Genomic DNA, 18593 nt, shown 5'->3' with positions numbered 1-18593 from the left:
ATGTAAAAAGGATTGTTTCGATGTCCAACAATGGCCTAAACCTGTGTAATGTGCTTTGGTACAACCAGCTTGGCATGCACGATGTTGATCGGGTTGGCGGCAAGAATGCCTCCCTGGGTGAAATGATAACCAATCTTTCCGAACTGGGTGTTTCGGTGCCCAATGGTTTTGCCACAACTGCTCAGGCGTTTAACGACTTTCTGGAGCAGAGCGGCGTTAACCAACGTATCTATCAATTGCTGGATCAAACCGATGTTGATGATATCGCGGCACTCTCCAAGGCGGGCGCACAGATTCGTCAATGGGTGATTGAGACGCCATTCCATCCCGAGTTCGAACAATCCATTCATCAAGCCTACCAGCAGTTAGCCGACGGCGAACCAGCGGCCTCCTTTGCTGTGCGCTCCTCGGCGACCGCAGAAGATATGCCGGATGCCTCTTTTGCGGGTCAGCAAGAAACTTTCCTTAATGTGCAGGGCATTGATGCGGTGATGATTGCCATCAAGCATGTATTTGCCTCACTGTTTAACGATCGCGCCATCTCTTATCGCGTGCATCAGGGTTACGACCATCGTGGTGTGGCGCTTTCTGCTGGCGTGCAACGCATGGTGCGCTCAGATCTCGCGGCTTCCGGCGTGATGTTTACCATTGATACCGAGTCAGGTTTTGATCAGGTGGTCTTTATCACTGCCGCCCACGGTTTAGGGGAGATGGTGGTGCAGGGGGCGGTGAACCCAGACGAGTTCTATGTCCATAAGCCCACACTGCGTAAGGGTAAACCGGCGATCGTGCGCCGCAATATGGGCTCGAAAAAGATTCGCATGGTCTATGCCGAAAGTCAGGAGCATGGCAAACAGGTCCAAATTGAAGATGTGCCAGAGGTGCAGCGCAATCGTTTCGCTCTTAGCGATGATGAGGTGGAAGCACTGGCACATCAGGCGTTGTTGATTGAAGAGCACTATGGTCGCCCGATGGATATCGAGTGGGCCAAAGATGGTCATACCGGCAAATTGTTTATCGTGCAGGCTCGCCCAGAGACGGTGCGTTCCAACGAACAGGTGATGGAACGCTATCAGTTGAATCACCAAAGCAATGTGTTGGTGGAGGGGCGTGCTATCGGGCACCGCATTGGCGCGGGGCCGGTAAAAGTGATTCACGATATCAGCGAGATGGATCGCATTCAGCCGGGTGATGTACTGGTTACCGACATGACAGACCCTGATTGGGAGCCGATCATGAAAAAGGCGGCCGCTATTGTCACCAACCGGGGTGGGCGAACCTGCCATGCGGCCATTATTGCCCGTGAGCTGGGGATTCCGGCGGTTGTGGGTTGTGGCAATGCCACTGACCTGTTGAGAGAGGGGCAGAATGTCACGGTTTCCTGTGCCGAGGGCGATACAGGCTACGTTTATCATGAACTGCTCGACTTCTCGATTCAAAGCTCACAGGTGACGGAACTCCCTGAGCTACCCTTGAAGATCATGATGAACGTCGGGAATCCAGACCGCGCTTTTGACTTTGCTCGCCTGCCGAATGAAGGTGTCGGGTTGGCGCGACTGGAGTTCATCATCAACCGCATGATAGGCGTGCACCCCAAGGCGTTGCTGGAGTTTGACCGTCAGGAACCGGCTATTCAAGCTGAAATCAAGGCGCTGATGAATGGTTACGACGATCCAGTTGAGTTTTATGTCGGCCGTCTGACGGAAGGTATTTCTACGCTGGGTGCGGCATTCTGGCCTAAGCGGGTGATTGTACGTTTGTCAGATTTCAAATCTAACGAGTACGCCAATCTGGTCGGCGGAGAAGCCTATGAGCCACATGAAGAGAACCCGATGTTGGGCTTCCGTGGGGCTGGGCGCTATGTCGCAGATAGCTTCCGCGACTGTTTCGCACTGGAGTGTGAGGCGGTGAAGCGGGTGCGTAATGTGATGGGGCTGACCAATGTCGAAGTGATGGTGCCATTTGTCCGCACCGTAGCTCAGGCCGAGGCGGTAGTTGCAGAGCTGGCACGGCAAGGGCTGAAACGTGGCGAGAATGGCTTGAAGCTGATTATGATGTGCGAAATCCCATCAAATGCGCTGCTGGCTGATCAATTCTTGGCGCATTTTGATGGCTTCTCCATTGGCTCCAATGATATGACCCAGCTTACATTGGGGCTGGATCGTGACTCGGGTGTGGTATCCGAGTTGTTCGACGAGCGCAATGAGGCGGTCAAGGCACTACTATCTATGGCTATTCAGGCGGCGAAACGGCAGGGGAAATATGTCGGGATCTGTGGTCAAGGCCCCTCTGACCACGAGGACTTTGCGCTATGGCTGATGGATCAAGGGATCGACAGTCTATCCCTTAACCCCGATACTGTGGTGCAAACGTGGTTGAGCTTGGCGCAACATGCTAATCACTAAGAGGCCATGCAACTAGCATACCCAGTACAGCTCAATATCGCTGGTACCAATAACCCACCACTTAATTATCCGCAGCTTAGGTTGCGGATTTTTTGTTTGCATCCAAATAGCCGTGAGTTGGATAGTCGTGATAATAGGGTGAGGGATATGATAGGAATAAACATTAGCGAGAGTGGCAATTAAAAATGGAATAGCAAAAAAAAAGCCCGTCTTAGGTGACAGGCAAAGACTACACACAGCAATACGTATATTCGATTACAGATATTTAAATAAGTCATTATGAAATGATTTATTTAAACGCCTTGGGGAAAGCAATATCTTATAATAATAGTAAGTAAATTCCGCACCTTAGTCATTAAGAATCATCTGAATAAAATAAATTAAATAAATCCTTTCAGTTGAAGTGATTTCATATGGTTATTAATAATCACCTTATTTAATAAATGATATGATTGATGGTTAAAAATAAAAATAGGGAAATTTAAATGGCTATTGTTTATTTATAATAGCGGATGGCACTGGATATTAGAGGGTTATGCAGCATAACCCTTCGTACAGGAAAATATAGGATTGTTAAAGTGCAGGATTGTTAGCACCGCTATCTACTCATCGGGATTGATGAGCCTCATCCTTGAGGCTCACTCTGTGGACTCGCCGTTATTCGTTGTTAAAGTTCTTCCAAATGTTTGGCGACTTCCTTAATGCTCTCTTCTGGCTCGGGAGCTTCGTTGACCCAAGCGGCGGTCAGACGATAAGAGATAGCTAACACCACTGGGCCGATAAATAGCCCAATCATGCCGAATGACAGCAGGCCGCCAATAACCCCGGAGAGGATTAAAATCATCGGCATATCGGCTTCCATACGGATGAGGTAGGGCCGCAGGAAGTTATCCATGGTGCCCACCACGCAACTCCACACCAGTAGCACAGTGCCCCAAGTCGTATCACCGGTCCAGTACAACCAGAGAATGGCGGGGACCAGTATTAGCAGTGGCCCGAGCTGCGCAACACAACAGATAAACATCAATACGGTAAAGAGTGTCGCGTATTGAATCCCGGCAATGGCGAGGCCAATTCCCCCCAACACCGCTTGTACCAGTGCGGTGACCACCACTCCCAGCGCAACGGCACGGATGGCTTTTGCCGCCATGACCACCACGGCATCACCGCGTTTGTCGGCTGCCCGCACAGCAAAATGGCGAATACCCAAGCCGACTTGTTCACCATGGAAATAGAGTAAAACGCTAAATAGCACCATCAGGGCCAGATGAATTAAGAAGTAGCCGACATGGGCGGCTTGCGCCACCAGCCAGGTCGCGGCCGCCCCGACATAGGGCTGCACTTTGGCGATAATCGCATTCCCGCCACCGGCGATCAGCGTATGCCAACTGTTGTAGAGTTTATCGCCCACCATAGGGACTGATTGCAACCAAGTCACATCGGGCATACGTAAATTAGACGGGCTGGATGCCCATTGGATAAGCGGGCCGCTGTTTTCAACCAAGCTACTGACCAGCAACGCGATTGGAATGACGAACAGCAATATCAGCAGCAGGGTCATGATAAACACCGCTAACCAACGTTTACCCCAGAGGAGTTTTTGCAACCGAATCAGCAGCGGCCAAGTGGCAATGACCACCATGCCTGCCCAGGCAAAGCCCATAATAAAAGGTTGCACTACCCAAAAGCTGGCGACAATCATTATCAGAATGAATATCACCCCAAACATCAGTTTAGGTAAATCGAGACGACGTTGTTGCGGGTAATTCATTAGTGGATTCTCACTTCGAAAGTCATGGCAAGGTGGCCCATTAAGGATCTGTACTAATCATGGTGTATTTCTTCAACTTTTAACAGACACCGTCGGATTTTACTGTTTCGATTTATTTTAAAACAGTGAACATCGGCGAAATCATAAAAGTCTGTCCGTGGCAAAAGGGTTGAAATAATCCGCGTTTAATGGCTCGTGGCTATTATTTGCGCAATATAAAATTTTGATACTTAATGGTTTTCTGCCGTATTTCTCCTTGGCCGATACTCATCACTTTCCCATCATTCTGAATTGGCATAAATTATTCGACAAAGATGATCGCGAACAGATAATCTTTTAGTTAAACAACAAACACACATACTTATAGATAGGGTCACACTCATGATCCCACAGATTTCTCAAGCACCGGGTGTCGTTCAGTTGGTGCTGGACTTTTTGGATGCTTTGAAGCAAAACGGATTCACTGGCGATACTGCCACTAATTATGCCGATCGCCTGACCATGGCGACGGATAACAGCATCTACCAACTGCTGCCCGATGCGGTGCTTTTCCCACGCTCGACGGCTGATGTCGCACTGCTTGGCCGCTTGGCAGGGCAAGAGAATTTTAAATCTTTAGTCTTTACCCCACGCGGTGGCGGCACTGGTACGAATGGTCAGGCGCTGAACAGCGGAATCGTGGTGGATATGTCGCGCCATATGAATCGCATTTTGGAGATTAATCCAGAGCAAGGCTGGGTCCGGGTTGAGGCTGGTGTGATTAAAGATCAGCTCAATCAGTACCTGCGGCCTTTTGGCTATTTCTTCTCGCCGGAATTATCCACCAGCAACCGCGCCACCTTAGGCGGAATGATTAACACCGATGCCTCTGGGCAGGGGTCATTGGTGTACGGCAAAACCTCCGACCACGTTCTGGGGCTACGGGCTATTTTGCTTGGCGGTGAGATGCTGGATACTCGCGCCATGCCGACGGCGCTTGCGGAAACGATTGCTCAGGAAGATTCCATCACCGGCCGCATTTATCAGACGGTGCTAAACCGTTGCCGTGATCAGCGTGCGCTCATTTTGGAAAAATTCCCCAAATTAAACCGTTTCCTGACCGGCTATGACTTGCGCCACGTGTTCAGTGATGACCTGCAAACATTTGATTTAACGCGAATTTTAACGGGCGCAGAGGGCACGTTGGCTTTTATTACCGAAGCCACGCTGGATATTACGCCGCTGCCTAAAGTCCGCCGCTTGGTCAATGTAAAGTATGACTCCTTTAATTCCGCGCTGCGCAATGCCCCTTTTATGGTGGAAGCGAAGGCGCTGTCGGTAGAAACCGTAGATTCCAAAGTCCTCAATCTGGCAAAAGAGGATATTGTCTGGCACTCAGTCAACGAGCTGATTACTGATGTGCCCGATAAAGAGATGTTGGGGCTGAATATTGTTGAGTTCGCGGGTGATGATAAAGCGCTGATCGACAGCCAAATGGAGTCACTTTGTCAGCGGCTGGATGATCTGATCTCTGCCAGAGAGGGCGGGGTGATTGGCTATCAGATTTGCAGCGAACTGGCGGGAATTGAGCGCATTTATGCGATGCGCAAAAAAGCCGTGGGCTTGCTCGGTAACAGCAAAGGGCAGGCCAAGCCGATCCCCTTTGCGGAAGATACCTGTGTGCCGCCGCAGCACTTAGCCGATTATATTGTTGAGTTCCGCCAATTGCTGGATAGCCATAATCTGACTTACGGCATGTTTGGTCACGTGGATGCGGGTGTATTGCATGTGCGTCCGGCGCTGGATATGTGTGATCCGCAGCAAGAGATGCTGATGAAACAGCTATCGGATCAGGTGGTGCAACTGACTGCGCGCTATGGCGGCTTGTTGTGGGGAGAGCATGGTAAAGGCTTCCGCGCCGAGTACAGTCCTGACTTCTTCGGCGAAGCGCTGTACACCGAATTGCGGCGGATTAAGTCAGCCTTTGACCCGGATAACCGCTTGAATCCGGGGAAAATTTGCTCACCGTTAGGCAGTGATGCCCCCATGATGAAGGTGGATAGCCCAGATAAGCGCGGCACACTGGATCGGCGCATTCCGCTGGCGGTCAGAACCTCATTCCGTGGCGCGATGGAGTGCAATGGTAATGGACTCTGCTTTAACTTTGATGCCCGTAGCCCCATGTGCCCGTCGATGAAAATCACCGGAGATCGTATTCACTCGCCAAAAGGCCGCGCAACACTGGTGCGCGAGTGGTTACGGCTGCTCTCTGAGCAAGGGGTTGACCCGGTAGCGCTGGAGCAAGGGCTGGCAACCCGGCGCCTGAGTCTCCGTGGCCTGATTGAAAAGACCCGCAACACTTGGCATGCCAGCAAGGGGGACTATGATTTCTCCCACGAAGTTAAAGAGGCGATGTCGGGGTGCCTGGCCTGCAAAGCCTGCTCGACTCAGTGCCCAATAAAAATTGACGTCCCCGGTTTCCGCTCGCGTTTCCTCCAGTTGTATCACACCCGCTATCACCGCCCACTGCGCGACTATGTGGTGGCAGGGGTGGAGAGCTATGCGCCGTTAATGGCGAAAACACCGAAAATTTTTAATTTCTTCCTGAAACAGCCGTGGGTCGGCGCGTTAAGCCGCAAGAGTATTGGCATGGTGGATCTCCCGATGCTCTCCAGCCCCTCATTGAAGCAGTCGTTGTCAGGTCACTACGCCAGTACCATGACGCTGGAACAGTTGGAGCAACTGCCGGAAGCTGAACGGTGTCAGCACGTGCTGATCGTGCAAGATCCCTTCACCAGCTACTATGATGCCCAAGTGGTGGCCGATTTTGTCCGGCTGGTGGAAAAGCTGGGCTTTAACCCGGTGCTGCTGCCATTCTCACCTAATGGCAAGGCGCAACATATTAAAGGCTTCCTGCTGCGCTTCGCCAAAACTGCGCGCAAGACCGCCGATTTCCTGAATCGCATCGCGCGGTTGGGGATGCCAATGGTCGGGGTTGATCCCGCATTGGTGCTCTGCTATCGCGATGAATATAAAGAGATTCTGGGCGATTCCCGAGGTGACTTTAATGTCCAGTTGGTGCATGAGTGGTTGCAGGCGGCACTGGCGGAACAGCCAGAGCAGCAGATGAGCGGCGAATCTTGGTATCTGTTCGGTCATTGCACTGAAACCACAGCACTGCCCGCCAGTAGTCAACATTGGGCATCGATATTCTCCCGCTATGGTGCCAAACTGGAAAATGTCAGTGTTGGCTGCTGTGGCATGGCGGGCACCTATGGTCATGAAGCGAAGAATATCGATAACTCGCTGGGTATCTATGCCTTATCTTGGCAGCAAGCACTGCAAAAGCTGCCCGGAAAACGTTGTTTAGCCACTGGCTACTCGTGCCGCAGTCAAGTAAAGCGCATCGAGGGCAATGGATTGCGGCATCCGTTGCAAGCTTTGCTTGAACTGGTTTAATCTGCGAGGGCAGCAAAAGAGCAAATCCCGCTGAGCTGACTTAGGTCAGTGATTCGGGTGAGTGAAAGCAGCTAACGCCGCTGCAACTTCAATGAGGAAGGGGGAAACGGATGCTTTGGAAACGAACGGCCACACTGGAACAACTCAACCAGCAAAGTCAGGGCTGCATGGTTGGGCATCTGGGTATTGAGTTTACCCGGTTCGACGATGATGAGCTGGAGGCCACTATGCCGGTCGATCATCGGACCACACAACCTTTTGGCCTACTACATGGCGGGGCTTCTGTGGTGCTGGCGGAGTCTCTTGGCTCAATGGCGGGCTATTTGTGCACTCTTGAGGGCCAACAGATCGTGGGGTTGGAAATTAATGCTAACCACTTGAAGTCAGTACGTTCTGGAAAAGTGCGCGGCTGTTGTCGCGCTATTCATGTCGGGCGCAGTCATCAGGTGTGGCAGATTGAGATTTTCGATGAACAGGACCATCTGTGTTGCACTTCGCGCTTAACGACCGCCGTGCTGACGCGATAACACCATTCGCCATAAACACCCATTATTACCTTGCTCAGGGCCATTGATTGGCCTTGAGCAACTTAATTCTGCCTCTCTTCTCTATCACCATCTTGCTACCTCGCCCTAAGCCAATTGACACCCAAATAAGGTGACGTTGTCACCCATTAAAGTGAACACCCTTAATACCCTTACAGCTTGAAGTGTGAAGGGATTGTTTATCCGATAAATGCGGCAAATCTCTCTGATAGGTTTCCCCCGCGGGTGTTTTCAGCTAAAGTTAATGGAGAAATAGGTATTTTCTATGAATGTTTTAAAACGCAAAGGCTGACTGCGATTAGCCTTTGATCTAGCAAGGGATTTGAGCGTCGCTGTGAAATTTATTCATTTATTTCAGGGTGATAAAAAGTGCACTTGTTCCTCAAGACTTCCACGGCCATCGCAGCATGCTTATTCGTTGCCGCCTCATTCGAGGTCAAAACGGCACTTTTCTTAATATCCCTGCAAAACAAACGGTTGAAGTGATAATTATTATCACTACCATTGTGAACATTCTGTGTTGATTCACTCATAATCAGCCAGCAAATTGTTAACCTGAAATGGACTATACCCAAAGTCAATGGGTGATTGAGAAACATAAGGTAGGGCATATGCAACAGGAATCCGTCGGCACATTTTCACTTGATGAGAATGTCTGGCAAGGCGTGACGATAACAGACAGTGCTGCCGCGCAAATCACACGGCTGATGCAACAAGACCCGCAAGTGAAAGGTTTGCAGCTCGGGGTCAAGCAGTCCGGTTGTGCTGGGTTCGCCTATGTTATGGATATGGCGAAAGAACCCGCCGACGACTGTCTGGTGTTTGAACAAGGTAGCGCCAGACTCTACGTGCCATTGAAAGCGATGCCATTTATTGATGGCACCGAGGTGGATTACGTCCGCGAAGGGCTAAACCAGATCTTCAAATTTAATAATCCTAAAGCTCAACATGCCTGTGGGTGTGGCGAGAGTTTTGGCGTTTGAGCGATGTAAACGAAATGACACGAAGCAATGTAGAAGTTCCAGATGATGTGCAGGCTTGGGTCAGCGAGGGTCGCTATAAAGAAGGTTTTTTTACCCAGTTGGCGACCGATGAGCTAGCGAAAGGCATCAATGAAGATGTCATCCGCGCCATTTCAGCGAAACGTAATGAACCTGAATGGATGCTGGAGTTTCGTCTCGGCGCTTATCGCAGTTGGCTAGAGATGGAAGAGCCGCACTGGCTGAAAGCCCACTATAAGAGCTTGGATTATCAGGATTATAGCTACTACTCTGCGCCCTCCTGCGGTAGCTGTGATGATAGCTGTGATTCACAACCGGGTGCGGTGCAGCAGTCGTCGGCAGAGAATGAATACCTGACCGCTGAGGTAGAGTCGGCGTTTGCCCAGCTTGGCGTGCCAGTGCGAGAAGGGGCCGAGGTGGCGGTTGATGCCATTTTTGACTCAGTATCTGTAGCGACCACCTATCGCGGCAAGTTGGCTGAGCAGGGGATTATTTTCTGTTCATTTGGCGAAGCTATTCAGGAGTATCCGGATCTGGTACGCAAGTATCTGGGGTCTGTGGTGCCAGCGAAAGATAACTTTTTTGCCGCGCTAAATGCGGCGGTGGCGTCTGATGGCACCTTTGTTTATGTGCCAAAAGGGGTGCGCTGCCCGATGGAGTTATCCACCTACTTCCGGATCAATGCCGCCAAGACTGGGCAGTTCGAGCGCACTATTTTGATTGCCGACGAAGGCAGCTATGTCAGCTATATTGAGGGCTGTTCCGCGCCTGTACGTGACACTTACCAGCTACATGCCGCCGTGGTTGAAGTCATTTTGCACAAAAATGCCGAAGTGAAATACTCCACGGTTCAGAACTGGTTTGCCGGGACTGAGAGCACTGGCGGTATCCTCAACTTTGTGACCAAGCGCGCATTGTGTGAAGGTGAAGGGTCGAAAATGTCGTGGACCCAATCTGAAACCGGCTCTGCCATTACATGGAAATACCCGAGTGTGATTTTGCAGGGCGATAACTCAATCGGCGAATTCTTCTCAGTGGCGCTGACCAACGGCTACCAACAGGCGGATACTGGCACCAAGATGATCCACATTGGCAAAAACACCAAATCAACCATTATCGCCAAAGGGATCTCTGCCGGACACAGCCAAAACACCTATCGTGGCTTGGTCAAAATTCTACCCGGTGCGGATAATGCCCGTAACTTCACGCAATGTGACTCAATGCTGATTGGCCCGAATTCCGGTGCGCATACCTTCCCGTATGTGGAGGTGCGCAATAATTCAGCACAATTGGAACACGAAGCGACCACCTCAAAAATTGGCGACGACCAACTGTTTTATTGCTTGCAACGCGGTATCAGCGAAGATGATGCCATCTCAATGATTGTTAACGGTTTCTGTAAAGATGTGTTCTCTGAATTACCGCTGGAATTTGCTGTCGAAGCGCAGAAATTGTTGGCGATTAGCCTAGAACACAGTGTCGGTTAAGCATGAGTTGAATAAGCATTCGCAGCGTTTTGCGCACCAAGGAAACCTATGTTAAGCATCAAGAATTTGAAAGTCAGTGTTGAAGGTAACGAGATTCTGAAAGGTTTGGATCTGGAGATCAAACCCGGTGAAGTGCACGCCATTATGGGGCCGAACGGCTCGGGGAAAAGCACCTTATCCGCCGCGTTGGCGGGGCGTGAAGAGTATGAAGTTACTGAGGGTAGTGTGACCTTTAAGGGCAAAGATTTGCTGGAATTAGCGCCGGAAGACCGTGCGGGCGAAGGGGTATTTCTGGCCTTCCAATATCCGGTAGAAATTCCTGGCGTCAGTAACCATTTCTTCCTGCAAACGGCTGTTAATGCAGTACGTAAATACCGCCAGCAAGAGCCTTTGGACCGTTTTGATTTCTCAGATTTCATCGAAGAAAAAATTGAGTTACTCAAAATGCCTGCTGATTTGCTGACCCGCTCAGTCAATGTGGGGTTCTCTGGCGGCGAGAAAAAACGTAACGATATCTTGCAGATGGCGGCACTGGAACCCTCTTTATGCATTCTGGATGAAACTGACTCCGGGCTGGATATCGATGCATTGAAAATTGTGGCCAATGGTGTGAACTCGCTGCGTAATGAGAAGCGCGCATTTATCATTGTGACGCACTATCAGCGCATTCTCGACTATGTAAAACCTGATTTTGTGCATGTGCTGTATCAAGGCCGCATCATTAAATCCGGTGATTTCACACTGGTAAAACAGTTGGAGGAGCAAGGCTATGGCTGGCTTACCGACCAACAGTAACACACCAGAAAAACAGAGTGTTCCAGCACAACAACGCCTGCTGGAGCAGCAACGTATTGATGCATTGAAACATTTTGGTCTGTTGTTTAAGCAGCGCGAAAGTGGCAAGGGGGCCGAGGCAACAGCACATTGGCAGCAGGTGCTGGCATTGGGCTTCCCCGGCATTAAACATGAAGAGTGGAAATACACGCCGCTAGAGCGCTTATTATCTCATCATTTCAGTTTCGCCAGCGGCCCGACTGTCACCGCTGCTCAGCGCGATGCATTGTCATTGACGCATGATGCCCATCGATTAGTTTTCATTGATGGCAGATATGCACCTGAGCTAAGTGATAACGACTGCGGCCCTTATCAACTCACCCATCTGACGGAAAATGCGCAGTTTCCTGCCGCTATCCAGCCGGAAGTCTTCCTACATCTCACCGAAAGTTTGGCGCAAGAGAGCCTGCACATTCGATTGCCCGGCGGGAAGCTGAGTGATAAGCCGCTTTATCTGCTGCATATCAGCTCAGGTCAGGGGAGTGAGGTGCTGAACACCAGCCACTATCGCCACCATTTGGCGGTTGAGGCTAATGCGCAGGCGGAGGTGATTGAGCATTTTGTCAGCCTCAATCAACAGCCGCATTTTACTGGGGCGCGGCTCACAATTACTTTGGGTGATAATGCGGAGTTGAGCCATTACAAACTGGCGTTTGAAACCCCTGAGAGCTACCACTTCGCCCATAATGATCTCGTGCTCAGCCGTGATGCGCGAGCGCGCAGCTACAGTTTCTTGTTAGGTGCGGGGCTGACCCGACACAACACCAGTGCCCAGCTAAATGGCGAGGGTGCAACTTTATCCATCAACAGTCTGTTACTGCCCATTGGGCGTGAAATCTGCGATACCCGCACCTATCTGGAGCACAACAAAGGGTATTGTGAAAGTCGCCAACTGCACAAAACCATCGTGCGTGAGCGAGGCAAGGCGGTATTTAACGGCATGATTAAAGTGGCCCAACATGCGCTAAAAACCGACGGACAGATGACCAACAATAACTTGCTGCTGAGTAAGTTGGCCGAGGTAGATACCAAGCCACAGCTGGAAATTTACGCCGATGATGTGAAATGCAGCCACGGGGCGACGGTCGGGCGCATTGATGCTGAGCAGCTGTTTTACCTGCAATCGCGTGGCATCAATCAGGCTGATGCTCAGCAGATGATTATTTTTGCCTTTGCCGCAGAGCTAACCGAAGCCATTCACAGCGAAACCATCCGTAAAGTGGTGTTAGCGCGGATTGCTGACCGGTTGGCGGGAGAGTCGCGATGAGTTTTCCCATTGAGCGGGTAAGAGCCGATTTTCCGCTACTCAGTCGTCAGGTTAACGGGCAGCCGCTGGCCTATCTGGACAGTGCCGCCAGTGCGCAGAAGCCACAAGGGGTCATCGACCGGGAACTTAACTTCTACCGCGAGGGGTATGCGGCGGTGCATCGTGGCATTCATACCTTGAGTGCCGAGGCGACTCAGCAGATGGAGGCGGTGCGCAGTCAGGTGGCGGACTTTATTCATGCCGCCTCTGTCGAAGAGATTGTCTTCGTCAAAGGTACCACTGAGGCCATCAATCTGGTGGCAAACAGTTATGGTCGTCACTGCCTGAAGGCAGGTGACAGCATTATCATTACCGAAATGGAGCACCATGCCAATATCGTGCCGTGGCAGATGGTGGCGAAAGATCTCGGTGTTGAAATCCGCGTGTGGCCGTTGACCGCCACGGGTGAGTTGGAACCCCATGCGCTGGCGGGTTTGATTGATGACAGCACACGGTTGCTGGCGATCACCCACGTCTCCAATGTGCTGGGCACGGTGAATCCCATCCAAGAGATTGTCGCTCAGGCCAAAGCCGCTGGATTGGTGGTGCTGGTGGATGGGGCGCAGGCTGTTATGCATCAACAGGTCGATGTACAGGCATTGGATTGCGATTTTTATGTCTTCTCCGGACACAAACTGTACGGGCCGTCGGGCATTGGTATTCTCTACGGCAAAAGCGCACTGTTACAGCAGATGCCGCCGTGGGAAGGGGGCGGTTCGATGATCAAAACCGTGAGCCTGACCCAAGGCACCACCTTTGCTGATGCCCCTTGGCGGTTTGAGGCGGGTTCTCCGAATACCGCAGGGATTATGGGGCTAGGTGCGGCAATCAGTTATGTGAATGAGCTGGGCCTTGCGCAAATCCAGCAATATGAACACTCGCTGATGCAGTACGCGCTAGAGCAATTGAGCCAAATTAAGAGCCTGACACTCTATGGCCCTAGCGCGCGGGCGGGGGTGATCGCTTTCAATCTGGGGCCGCATCACGCCTATGATGTGGGCAGTTTCCTTGATCAATATGGCATAGCGATTCGTACCGGCCATCATTGTGCTATGCCACTGATGGCGCACTACAACGTGCCGAGCATGTGTCGTGCATCATTGGCGCTCTATAATACGCACGAGGAAGTTGACCGCTTGGTCGCAGGGCTACAGCGGATCGAAAAATTGCTGGGCTAAGATTCTACAGTTCGCGACATCGTCGCACCAAACTGGCTATACCCAACGTCATTGGCGGTGCAGGTCGGCAGCAAAGGCTCCCCTGCGACGTCAAGTACAAAGGGTATTTTTTACCTATTTAGGAAGCATGTTATGGCTGGTCTACCCGATAAAGATAAGTTGATTCGTAACTTTTCCCGTTGTTTGAATTGGGAAGAAAAATACCTGTATGTAATTGAACTGGGTGCACAATTGCCGCCACTCACTGAGCAGCAGCGCCAGCCGGAGAATCTGATCTCCGGTTGCCAAAGCCAAGTGTGGATCGCCATGACCCTCTCCGCTGAGGGGCAGGTGCTTTTTGCCGGCGATAGCGATGCCGCGATTGTCAAAGGCTTGGTCGCCGTTGTGTTTATCCTCTATCAAGGTTTAACCCCGCAGCAGATAGTCAGCTTGGATGTCAGGCCATTTTTTGCAGACTTAGCCCTCAGCCAGCACCTGACGCCATCACGCTCGCAAGGTCTGGAAGCGATGATCCGCGCGATTCGCGCTAAAGCAGCGGCCTTATCGGCTAGCTGATTCCCGCCAACATTTTGTGCTTTATTCATAGTTGACACACCTTTACTGTGTCATGGGTCACAGTCTTAAACTGGTGATATTTCAGCAGCTTAAATCGTCCTCCCTGCTGGATAAAGCATAATAAATTACATTGTAACACCTTGATTTCTAGAGATATAAATTGCCTTTATAATAAGGGCTGTTACTATATGGTGGCCTTATTATTGGCTGCTAAAATTAACGTAGATATACCCTCATCTTTCAAACTGTAGGTGTGTGGGCAGTATGTGTTTACCCGAATCACTTACTGATGTAAGCGTATCGGGATACCGCTTTCCTGCAACTTGAAATCTATTGGGTATCACCGTGTAAACCGAATTTGAAGAAGTGATGTAGGAACTAAGCATGAAACGTGCATTAACTTTGATTGGTATGTTATTCGCAACTTGCGTGGCGGGAAGTCTCACTGCTGCTAATGCGACCGAGTATCCTCTACCGCCAGCCAATAGCCGTCTGATTGGTGAAAATACCACCTATGTTGTTCCAAACGATGGCCGCCCACTCGAGGCGATTGCTGCCGACTACAAAATCGGCTTACTGGGGATGCTGGAAGCAAACCCGGATGCTGACCCGTATCTGCCATTACCGGGTTCAGTGCTGACTATCCCAACCCAGATGTTGTTACCTGATACCCCACGTGAAGGTATCGTGATCAATCTGGCGGAGCTGCGCCTTTATTACTACCCGAAAGACCAGAACAAAGTGATTGTGTACCCAATCGGTATCGGCCAGTTAGGGCGTAATACCCCAACGATGACCACCTCTGTCAGCCAAAAGATCCCGAACCCAACTTGGACGCCAACGGCGAACATCCGTAAGCACTATCTGGCCGAAGGTGTGACATTGCCTGCCGTCGTTCCAGCTGGCCCGGAAAACCCAATGGGTCTGTTTGCCATGCGCCTGTCAGCCGGTCGGGGTGAGTACCTGATTCATGGGACTAATGCTAACTTCGGTATTGGTATGCGCGTCAGCTCTGGCTGTATTCGTTTACGCCCTGATGATATTGAAGCACTGTTCAAATCGGTCCCTAAAGGCACTCGCGTCCAGATCATCAATGAGCCGGTGAAATATTCGGTAGAACCTGATGGTAAGCGCTATGTGGAAGTTCATCAGCCGTTGTCTCGTGTAGACAGTGATGACCCGCAAACGATGCCAATTGCGATCAGCAGTAGCCTGCGTAAGTTTATCGACGACAGCCAGACTGATGCACAAGTGGTTCAGAATGCGATTATCCGCCGTGCGGGTATGCCTGTGATTGTGACCGTAGGAGAAACTGCACCTGAGCAGGCTCCCGCAGCGGTAGCGCCTCAGAGCGAGCCACAGACTCAACCGCAGACCGAAGAGCAACAACCAACTGAACAGCCTATTCCTCAGCTGGTTCAGCCAGGCCCGGTTTACTCCGCAGCCAACTAAGTCCTGCTCCCACCTTTACCATGACTGCCTGTCAGTCATGGTAAAGTTAATCGTTCCCTTCTGAATCATCCAAATCAATAATGTAAGACACCAGACTGAGTGCCCAATATGGCGCATGACAGCCTTGCTACGGCGTTTTTAGCGCTGAAGGGTGGGGTTGGGTCAGGTAGGGATTTTGCGAGCGGGAAGGGCGGTTTCTCGAGGTAAAAAAAATGGCGCACAGAGTGCGCCATTTTTCATTCAGGAAGTAATATTACTTCTTGTAAGCGTGAGCTTGGTTGTCCAGACGTTGGTTAGCACGTGCTGCATCGTCTTTAGCTGCTTGAACGTCAGAACGGATTGCGTTCACGTCGTTGCTCAGTTGGTCAACTTTAGCGTTCAGAGTCTGAACGTCAGAAGACAGTTGATCGATTTTAGCATTGCTTGAACAACCAGCCAGCATAGTAGAAGCCAGAATTACCGCGCCCAGTACAAGTTTAGTACGATTCATTATTAACACCCTCTAGATTAAGTTAATCTCCATGTAGCGTTACAAGTATTACACAAAGTTTTTTCGAAAGAGAATAAATTTTTAGTGTTAGAGGGGTTTATTTTGATCGTTCGCTCAAAGAAGCATCTTGTTTTAAAAAAAAGTTAAAAAAACGAGACAAAACAGCCGGATTCTATGGGATAAGTCTTATTTGAAAAAAGGGCTCTGGCAGGGTTAGGATAAAATGGTTTTTTTCAGAAAGTTTATTTGGCACGCTTAAAAAAGAAAACACCGCTATTGGAAGCGGTGTTTTTAATTAACGTTCAGTTTTGCGTGTTGAGATTATAACACGTGTACTGATGAAGTATTGGTCGTGCCACTCGGTACTAACGCACCGGACACCATGATCACCACATCACCTTTCTGTGCCAGACCGCTGGCCAGAGCCGCTTCTTTACCGATGCGATAGAAATCATCAGTTGAAGCAATCTCGTTAACCAGTTGAGTGATCACGCCTTTTGTCAGAATTAACTGGCGGGCAGTGGTTTCATTGGTGGTCAGTGCCAGAATGGTCGCTGTCGGGAAGTATTTGCGCACTGATTTGGCTGATTTACCGCCACCAGTCGCGACGACAATCACTTTGGCTTCCAGTTTTTCTGCGGTTTCTACCGCACCACGGCAAACAGCTTCAGTGATACGCATTTTGCGGTTGTCATTCAGCGTTTCGATGCGGCTAGGCATGATACGGTCTGTACGCTCACAGATGGTCGCCATGATGGTGACAGACTCTAATGGGTATTTACCCTTAGCACTTTCACCAGACAGCATCACGGCATCTGTACCGTCCAAGATGGCGTTAGCAACGTCGCCAGCTTCTGCACGGGTAGGGCGTGGATTTTTGATCATAGAATCGAGCATCTGAGTTGCAGTGATAACAACTTTGCGAGCACGGTTACATTTTTCAATCATCATCTTCTGCGCGAAGATCACTTCTTCAACCGGGATCTCAACGCCTAAGTCACCACGAGCAACCATGATGCCGTCGGAGGCTTCCAGAATTTCGTCGAAGTTATTCAGACCTTCCTGATTTTCGATTTTAGAGATGATTTGGATGTGGCCGCCACCGTGTGCTTTCAGGTGTTCACGGATTTCCAGCACGTCAGAACGTTTACGGATAAAGGATGCCGCAACGAAGTCCACGCCTTGTTCACAACCAAAGATCAGGTCAGCTTTATCTTTTTCAGCCAATGCTGGCAACTGGATAGACACACCCGGCAGGTTAACGCCTTTGTTCTCGCCCAGATCACCGTTATTCAGCACTTTACATACCACAGTGCTTTCAGTGACTTCAGTCACTTCCATGCCGATCAAACCATCGTCAACCAACACCGTGTTGCCGATTTTCAGGTCAGCGGCGAAACCAGGGTAGGTCACAGCAACGATACTGTTGTTGCCAATCACGCTTTGGTCTGTGGTGAAAGTGAAAGTCTGACCTGCAACCAGAGCTGCATCTTTGCCGCCTTCCAGTTTCATAGTGCGGATTTCAGGGCCTTTGGTGTCCAGCAAGATACCCGCTTTCAGGCCAGTTTTTGCCATGACAGCACGGATATTCTTGATACGTTGACCATGCTCTTCATAGTCACCGTGGGAGAAGTTCAAACGCATAACGTTCATGCCTGCATTCAGCAGGTTCGTCAGCATTTCTTCGGATTCGGTTTTTGGACCGATGGTACAAACAATTTTAGTCTTTTTCATGACGGATTTTTTCTACAAGTTGTGATGGATAAAAAGCGAAAGTTCCGTTAAATGGATCAACGGAGTGGGATCTGATTAGTGTCTGGTGTAAAGAAACGTGCCCAAGAAGCAAAACATTACTAAGAATAGATGACAGTTGTGGAAGTTGAACGGAAAACTTTAGCACGAGGCTAAACGCATGATCGGTATACGACGGCGTATTGAGGAGTTGTATTTTTTTAGCGTATCTACAGATCAAGAGGCTGAAACCATTCAACTGAAACGACGGTTCGTATTATAAGCGGTAAGTAACGGGAAATGAAATAGAAAACAGGAACTCATTGCCGTTTTTTATAAAAAGGGGACATTAGTCGCGCAAACACTGAGAATAAATCCTAGTTTGTTGCGCAACAAATAT

13 protein-coding genes and 1 other RNA gene are annotated in these 18593 nt (G+C 50.2%); 10 read left to right on the top strand and 4 right to left on the bottom strand.

The annotated features are described in order from the left end of the window. Nucleotides 1-20 precede the first annotated feature (20 nt). A complete protein-coding gene (ppsA, locus tag HRD69_RS16350) occupies nucleotides 21-2405 on the top strand; it encodes a phosphoenolpyruvate synthase (protein ID WP_032813539.1) in 2385 nt (794 codons plus the stop codon). 194 nt (nucleotides 2406-2599) lie between these two features. On the opposite strand, the gene rprA is transcribed toward ppsA, so the two are convergent. Beyond that, nucleotides 2600-2708, bottom strand: an RNA gene (rprA, locus tag HRD69_RS16345) — antisense sRNA RprA. A gap of 364 nt (nucleotides 2709-3072) precedes the next feature. After that, nucleotides 3073-4176 (bottom strand): AI-2E family transporter YdiK, encoded by a 1104-nt coding sequence (gene ydiK / locus HRD69_RS16340; protein ID WP_004874231.1) that lies wholly within the window; start codon nucleotides 4174-4176, stop codon nucleotides 3073-3075. A gap of 381 nt (nucleotides 4177-4557) precedes the next feature. On the opposite strand from ydiK, the gene ydiJ reads away from it, so the two are divergent. The 9 genes from ydiJ (at nucleotide 4558) to HRD69_RS16295 (ending at nucleotide 15972) form a co-directional block, all read left to right on the top strand. Next, a complete protein-coding gene (ydiJ, locus tag HRD69_RS16335; RefSeq protein WP_172984625.1) occupies nucleotides 4558-7614 on the top strand; it encodes a D-2-hydroxyglutarate dehydrogenase YdiJ in 3057 nt (1018 codons plus the stop codon). Nucleotides 7615-7724: 110 nt separating this feature from the next. Beyond that, nucleotides 7725-8141, top strand: a complete 417-nt coding sequence (locus HRD69_RS16330) for a hotdog fold thioesterase (RefSeq protein WP_004874234.1) — start codon at nucleotides 7725-7727, stop codon at nucleotides 8139-8141. A 629-nt stretch (nucleotides 8142-8770) separates the two neighbouring features. Then, a complete protein-coding gene (gene sufA, locus HRD69_RS16325) occupies nucleotides 8771-9142 on the top strand; it encodes a Fe-S cluster assembly scaffold SufA (RefSeq protein WP_032813542.1) in 372 nt (123 codons plus the stop codon). A 14-nt stretch (nucleotides 9143-9156) separates the two neighbouring features. Continuing rightward, nucleotides 9157-10647: a Fe-S cluster assembly protein SufB gene (sufB, locus tag HRD69_RS16320; protein ID WP_032813545.1), complete on the top strand. Its 1491-nt coding sequence runs from the start codon at nucleotides 9157-9159 to the stop codon at nucleotides 10645-10647. 48 nt (nucleotides 10648-10695) lie between these two features. Beyond that, entirely contained in the window at nucleotides 10696-11442 is a 747-nt protein-coding gene (sufC, locus tag HRD69_RS16315; protein ID WP_004874238.1) for a Fe-S cluster assembly ATPase SufC, read from the top strand. Beyond that, nucleotides 11417-12748 carry a Fe-S cluster assembly protein SufD gene (sufD, locus tag HRD69_RS16310; protein WP_032813547.1) on the top strand — a complete coding sequence of 444 codons (1332 nt, stop codon included), beginning with the start codon at nucleotides 11417-11419 and terminating at the stop codon, nucleotides 12746-12748. The genes sufC and sufD overlap by 26 nt, the downstream gene beginning before the upstream one ends. Next, nucleotides 12745-13965 carry a cysteine desulfurase SufS gene (gene sufS / locus HRD69_RS16305; protein WP_032813550.1) on the top strand — a complete coding sequence of 407 codons (1221 nt, stop codon included), beginning with the start codon at nucleotides 12745-12747 and terminating at the stop codon, nucleotides 13963-13965. Before sufD ends, sufS begins: the two co-directional genes overlap by 4 nt. A 132-nt stretch (nucleotides 13966-14097) precedes the next feature. Further along, nucleotides 14098-14520, top strand: coding sequence for a cysteine desulfuration protein SufE (gene sufE, locus HRD69_RS16300; RefSeq protein WP_004874241.1), 423 nt, complete (start codon nucleotides 14098-14100; stop codon nucleotides 14518-14520). Between the two features lie 384 nt (nucleotides 14521-14904). Further along, entirely contained in the window at nucleotides 14905-15972 is a 1068-nt protein-coding gene (locus HRD69_RS16295) for a L,D-transpeptidase family protein (RefSeq protein ID WP_172984624.1), read from the top strand. A gap of 253 nt (nucleotides 15973-16225) precedes the next feature. On the opposite strand, the gene HRD69_RS16290 is transcribed toward HRD69_RS16295, so the two are convergent. Together HRD69_RS16290 and pykF are read right to left on the bottom strand one after the other, a co-directional pair. Then, nucleotides 16226-16462, bottom strand: a complete 237-nt coding sequence (locus HRD69_RS16290; RefSeq protein ID WP_005165631.1) for a major outer membrane lipoprotein — start codon at nucleotides 16460-16462, stop codon at nucleotides 16226-16228. Nucleotides 16463-16783: 321 nt separating this feature from the next. After that, entirely contained in the window at nucleotides 16784-18196 is a 1413-nt protein-coding gene (pykF, locus tag HRD69_RS16285) for a pyruvate kinase PykF (protein WP_032813553.1), read from the bottom strand. Nucleotides 18197-18593 lie beyond the last annotated feature (397 nt).

Source organism: Yersinia mollaretii ATCC 43969 (assembly GCF_013282725.1).
Taxonomy (GTDB): Bacteria; Pseudomonadota; Gammaproteobacteria; order Enterobacterales; family Enterobacteriaceae; genus Yersinia; species Yersinia mollaretii.
The sequence above is the reverse complement of the archived record's forward strand: the minus strand, read 5'-3'. Positions and strand labels throughout refer to the sequence as shown.

Bases quoted from the DNA above. Each gene is read 5' to 3' on its own strand.
- ppsA (WP_032813539.1), top strand. From the start codon at position 21: ATGTCCAACAATGGCCTAAACCTGTGTAATGTGCTTTGGTACAACCAG.
- ydiK (WP_004874231.1), bottom strand. From the start codon at position 4,176: ATGAATTACCCGCAACAACGTCGTCTCGATTTACCTAAACTGATGTTT.
- ydiJ (WP_172984625.1), top strand. From the start codon at position 4,558: ATGATCCCACAGATTTCTCAAGCACCGGGTGTCGTTCAGTTGGTGCTG.
- HRD69_RS16330 (WP_004874234.1), top strand. From the start codon at position 7,725: ATGCTTTGGAAACGAACGGCCACACTGGAACAACTCAACCAGCAAAGT.
- sufA (WP_032813542.1), top strand. From the start codon at position 8,771: ATGCAACAGGAATCCGTCGGCACATTTTCACTTGATGAGAATGTCTGG.
- sufB (WP_032813545.1), top strand. From the start codon at position 9,157: ATGACACGAAGCAATGTAGAAGTTCCAGATGATGTGCAGGCTTGGGTC.
- sufC (WP_004874238.1), top strand. From the start codon at position 10,696: ATGTTAAGCATCAAGAATTTGAAAGTCAGTGTTGAAGGTAACGAGATT.
- sufD (WP_032813547.1), top strand. From the start codon at position 11,417: ATGGCTGGCTTACCGACCAACAGTAACACACCAGAAAAACAGAGTGTT.
- sufS (WP_032813550.1), top strand. From the start codon at position 12,745: ATGAGTTTTCCCATTGAGCGGGTAAGAGCCGATTTTCCGCTACTCAGT.
- sufE (WP_004874241.1), top strand. From the start codon at position 14,098: ATGGCTGGTCTACCCGATAAAGATAAGTTGATTCGTAACTTTTCCCGT.
- HRD69_RS16295 (WP_172984624.1), top strand. From the start codon at position 14,905: ATGAAACGTGCATTAACTTTGATTGGTATGTTATTCGCAACTTGCGTG.
- HRD69_RS16290 (WP_005165631.1), bottom strand. From the start codon at position 16,462: ATGAATCGTACTAAACTTGTACTGGGCGCGGTAATTCTGGCTTCTACT.
- pykF (WP_032813553.1), bottom strand. From the start codon at position 18,196: ATGAAAAAGACTAAAATTGTTTGTACCATCGGTCCAAAAACCGAATCC.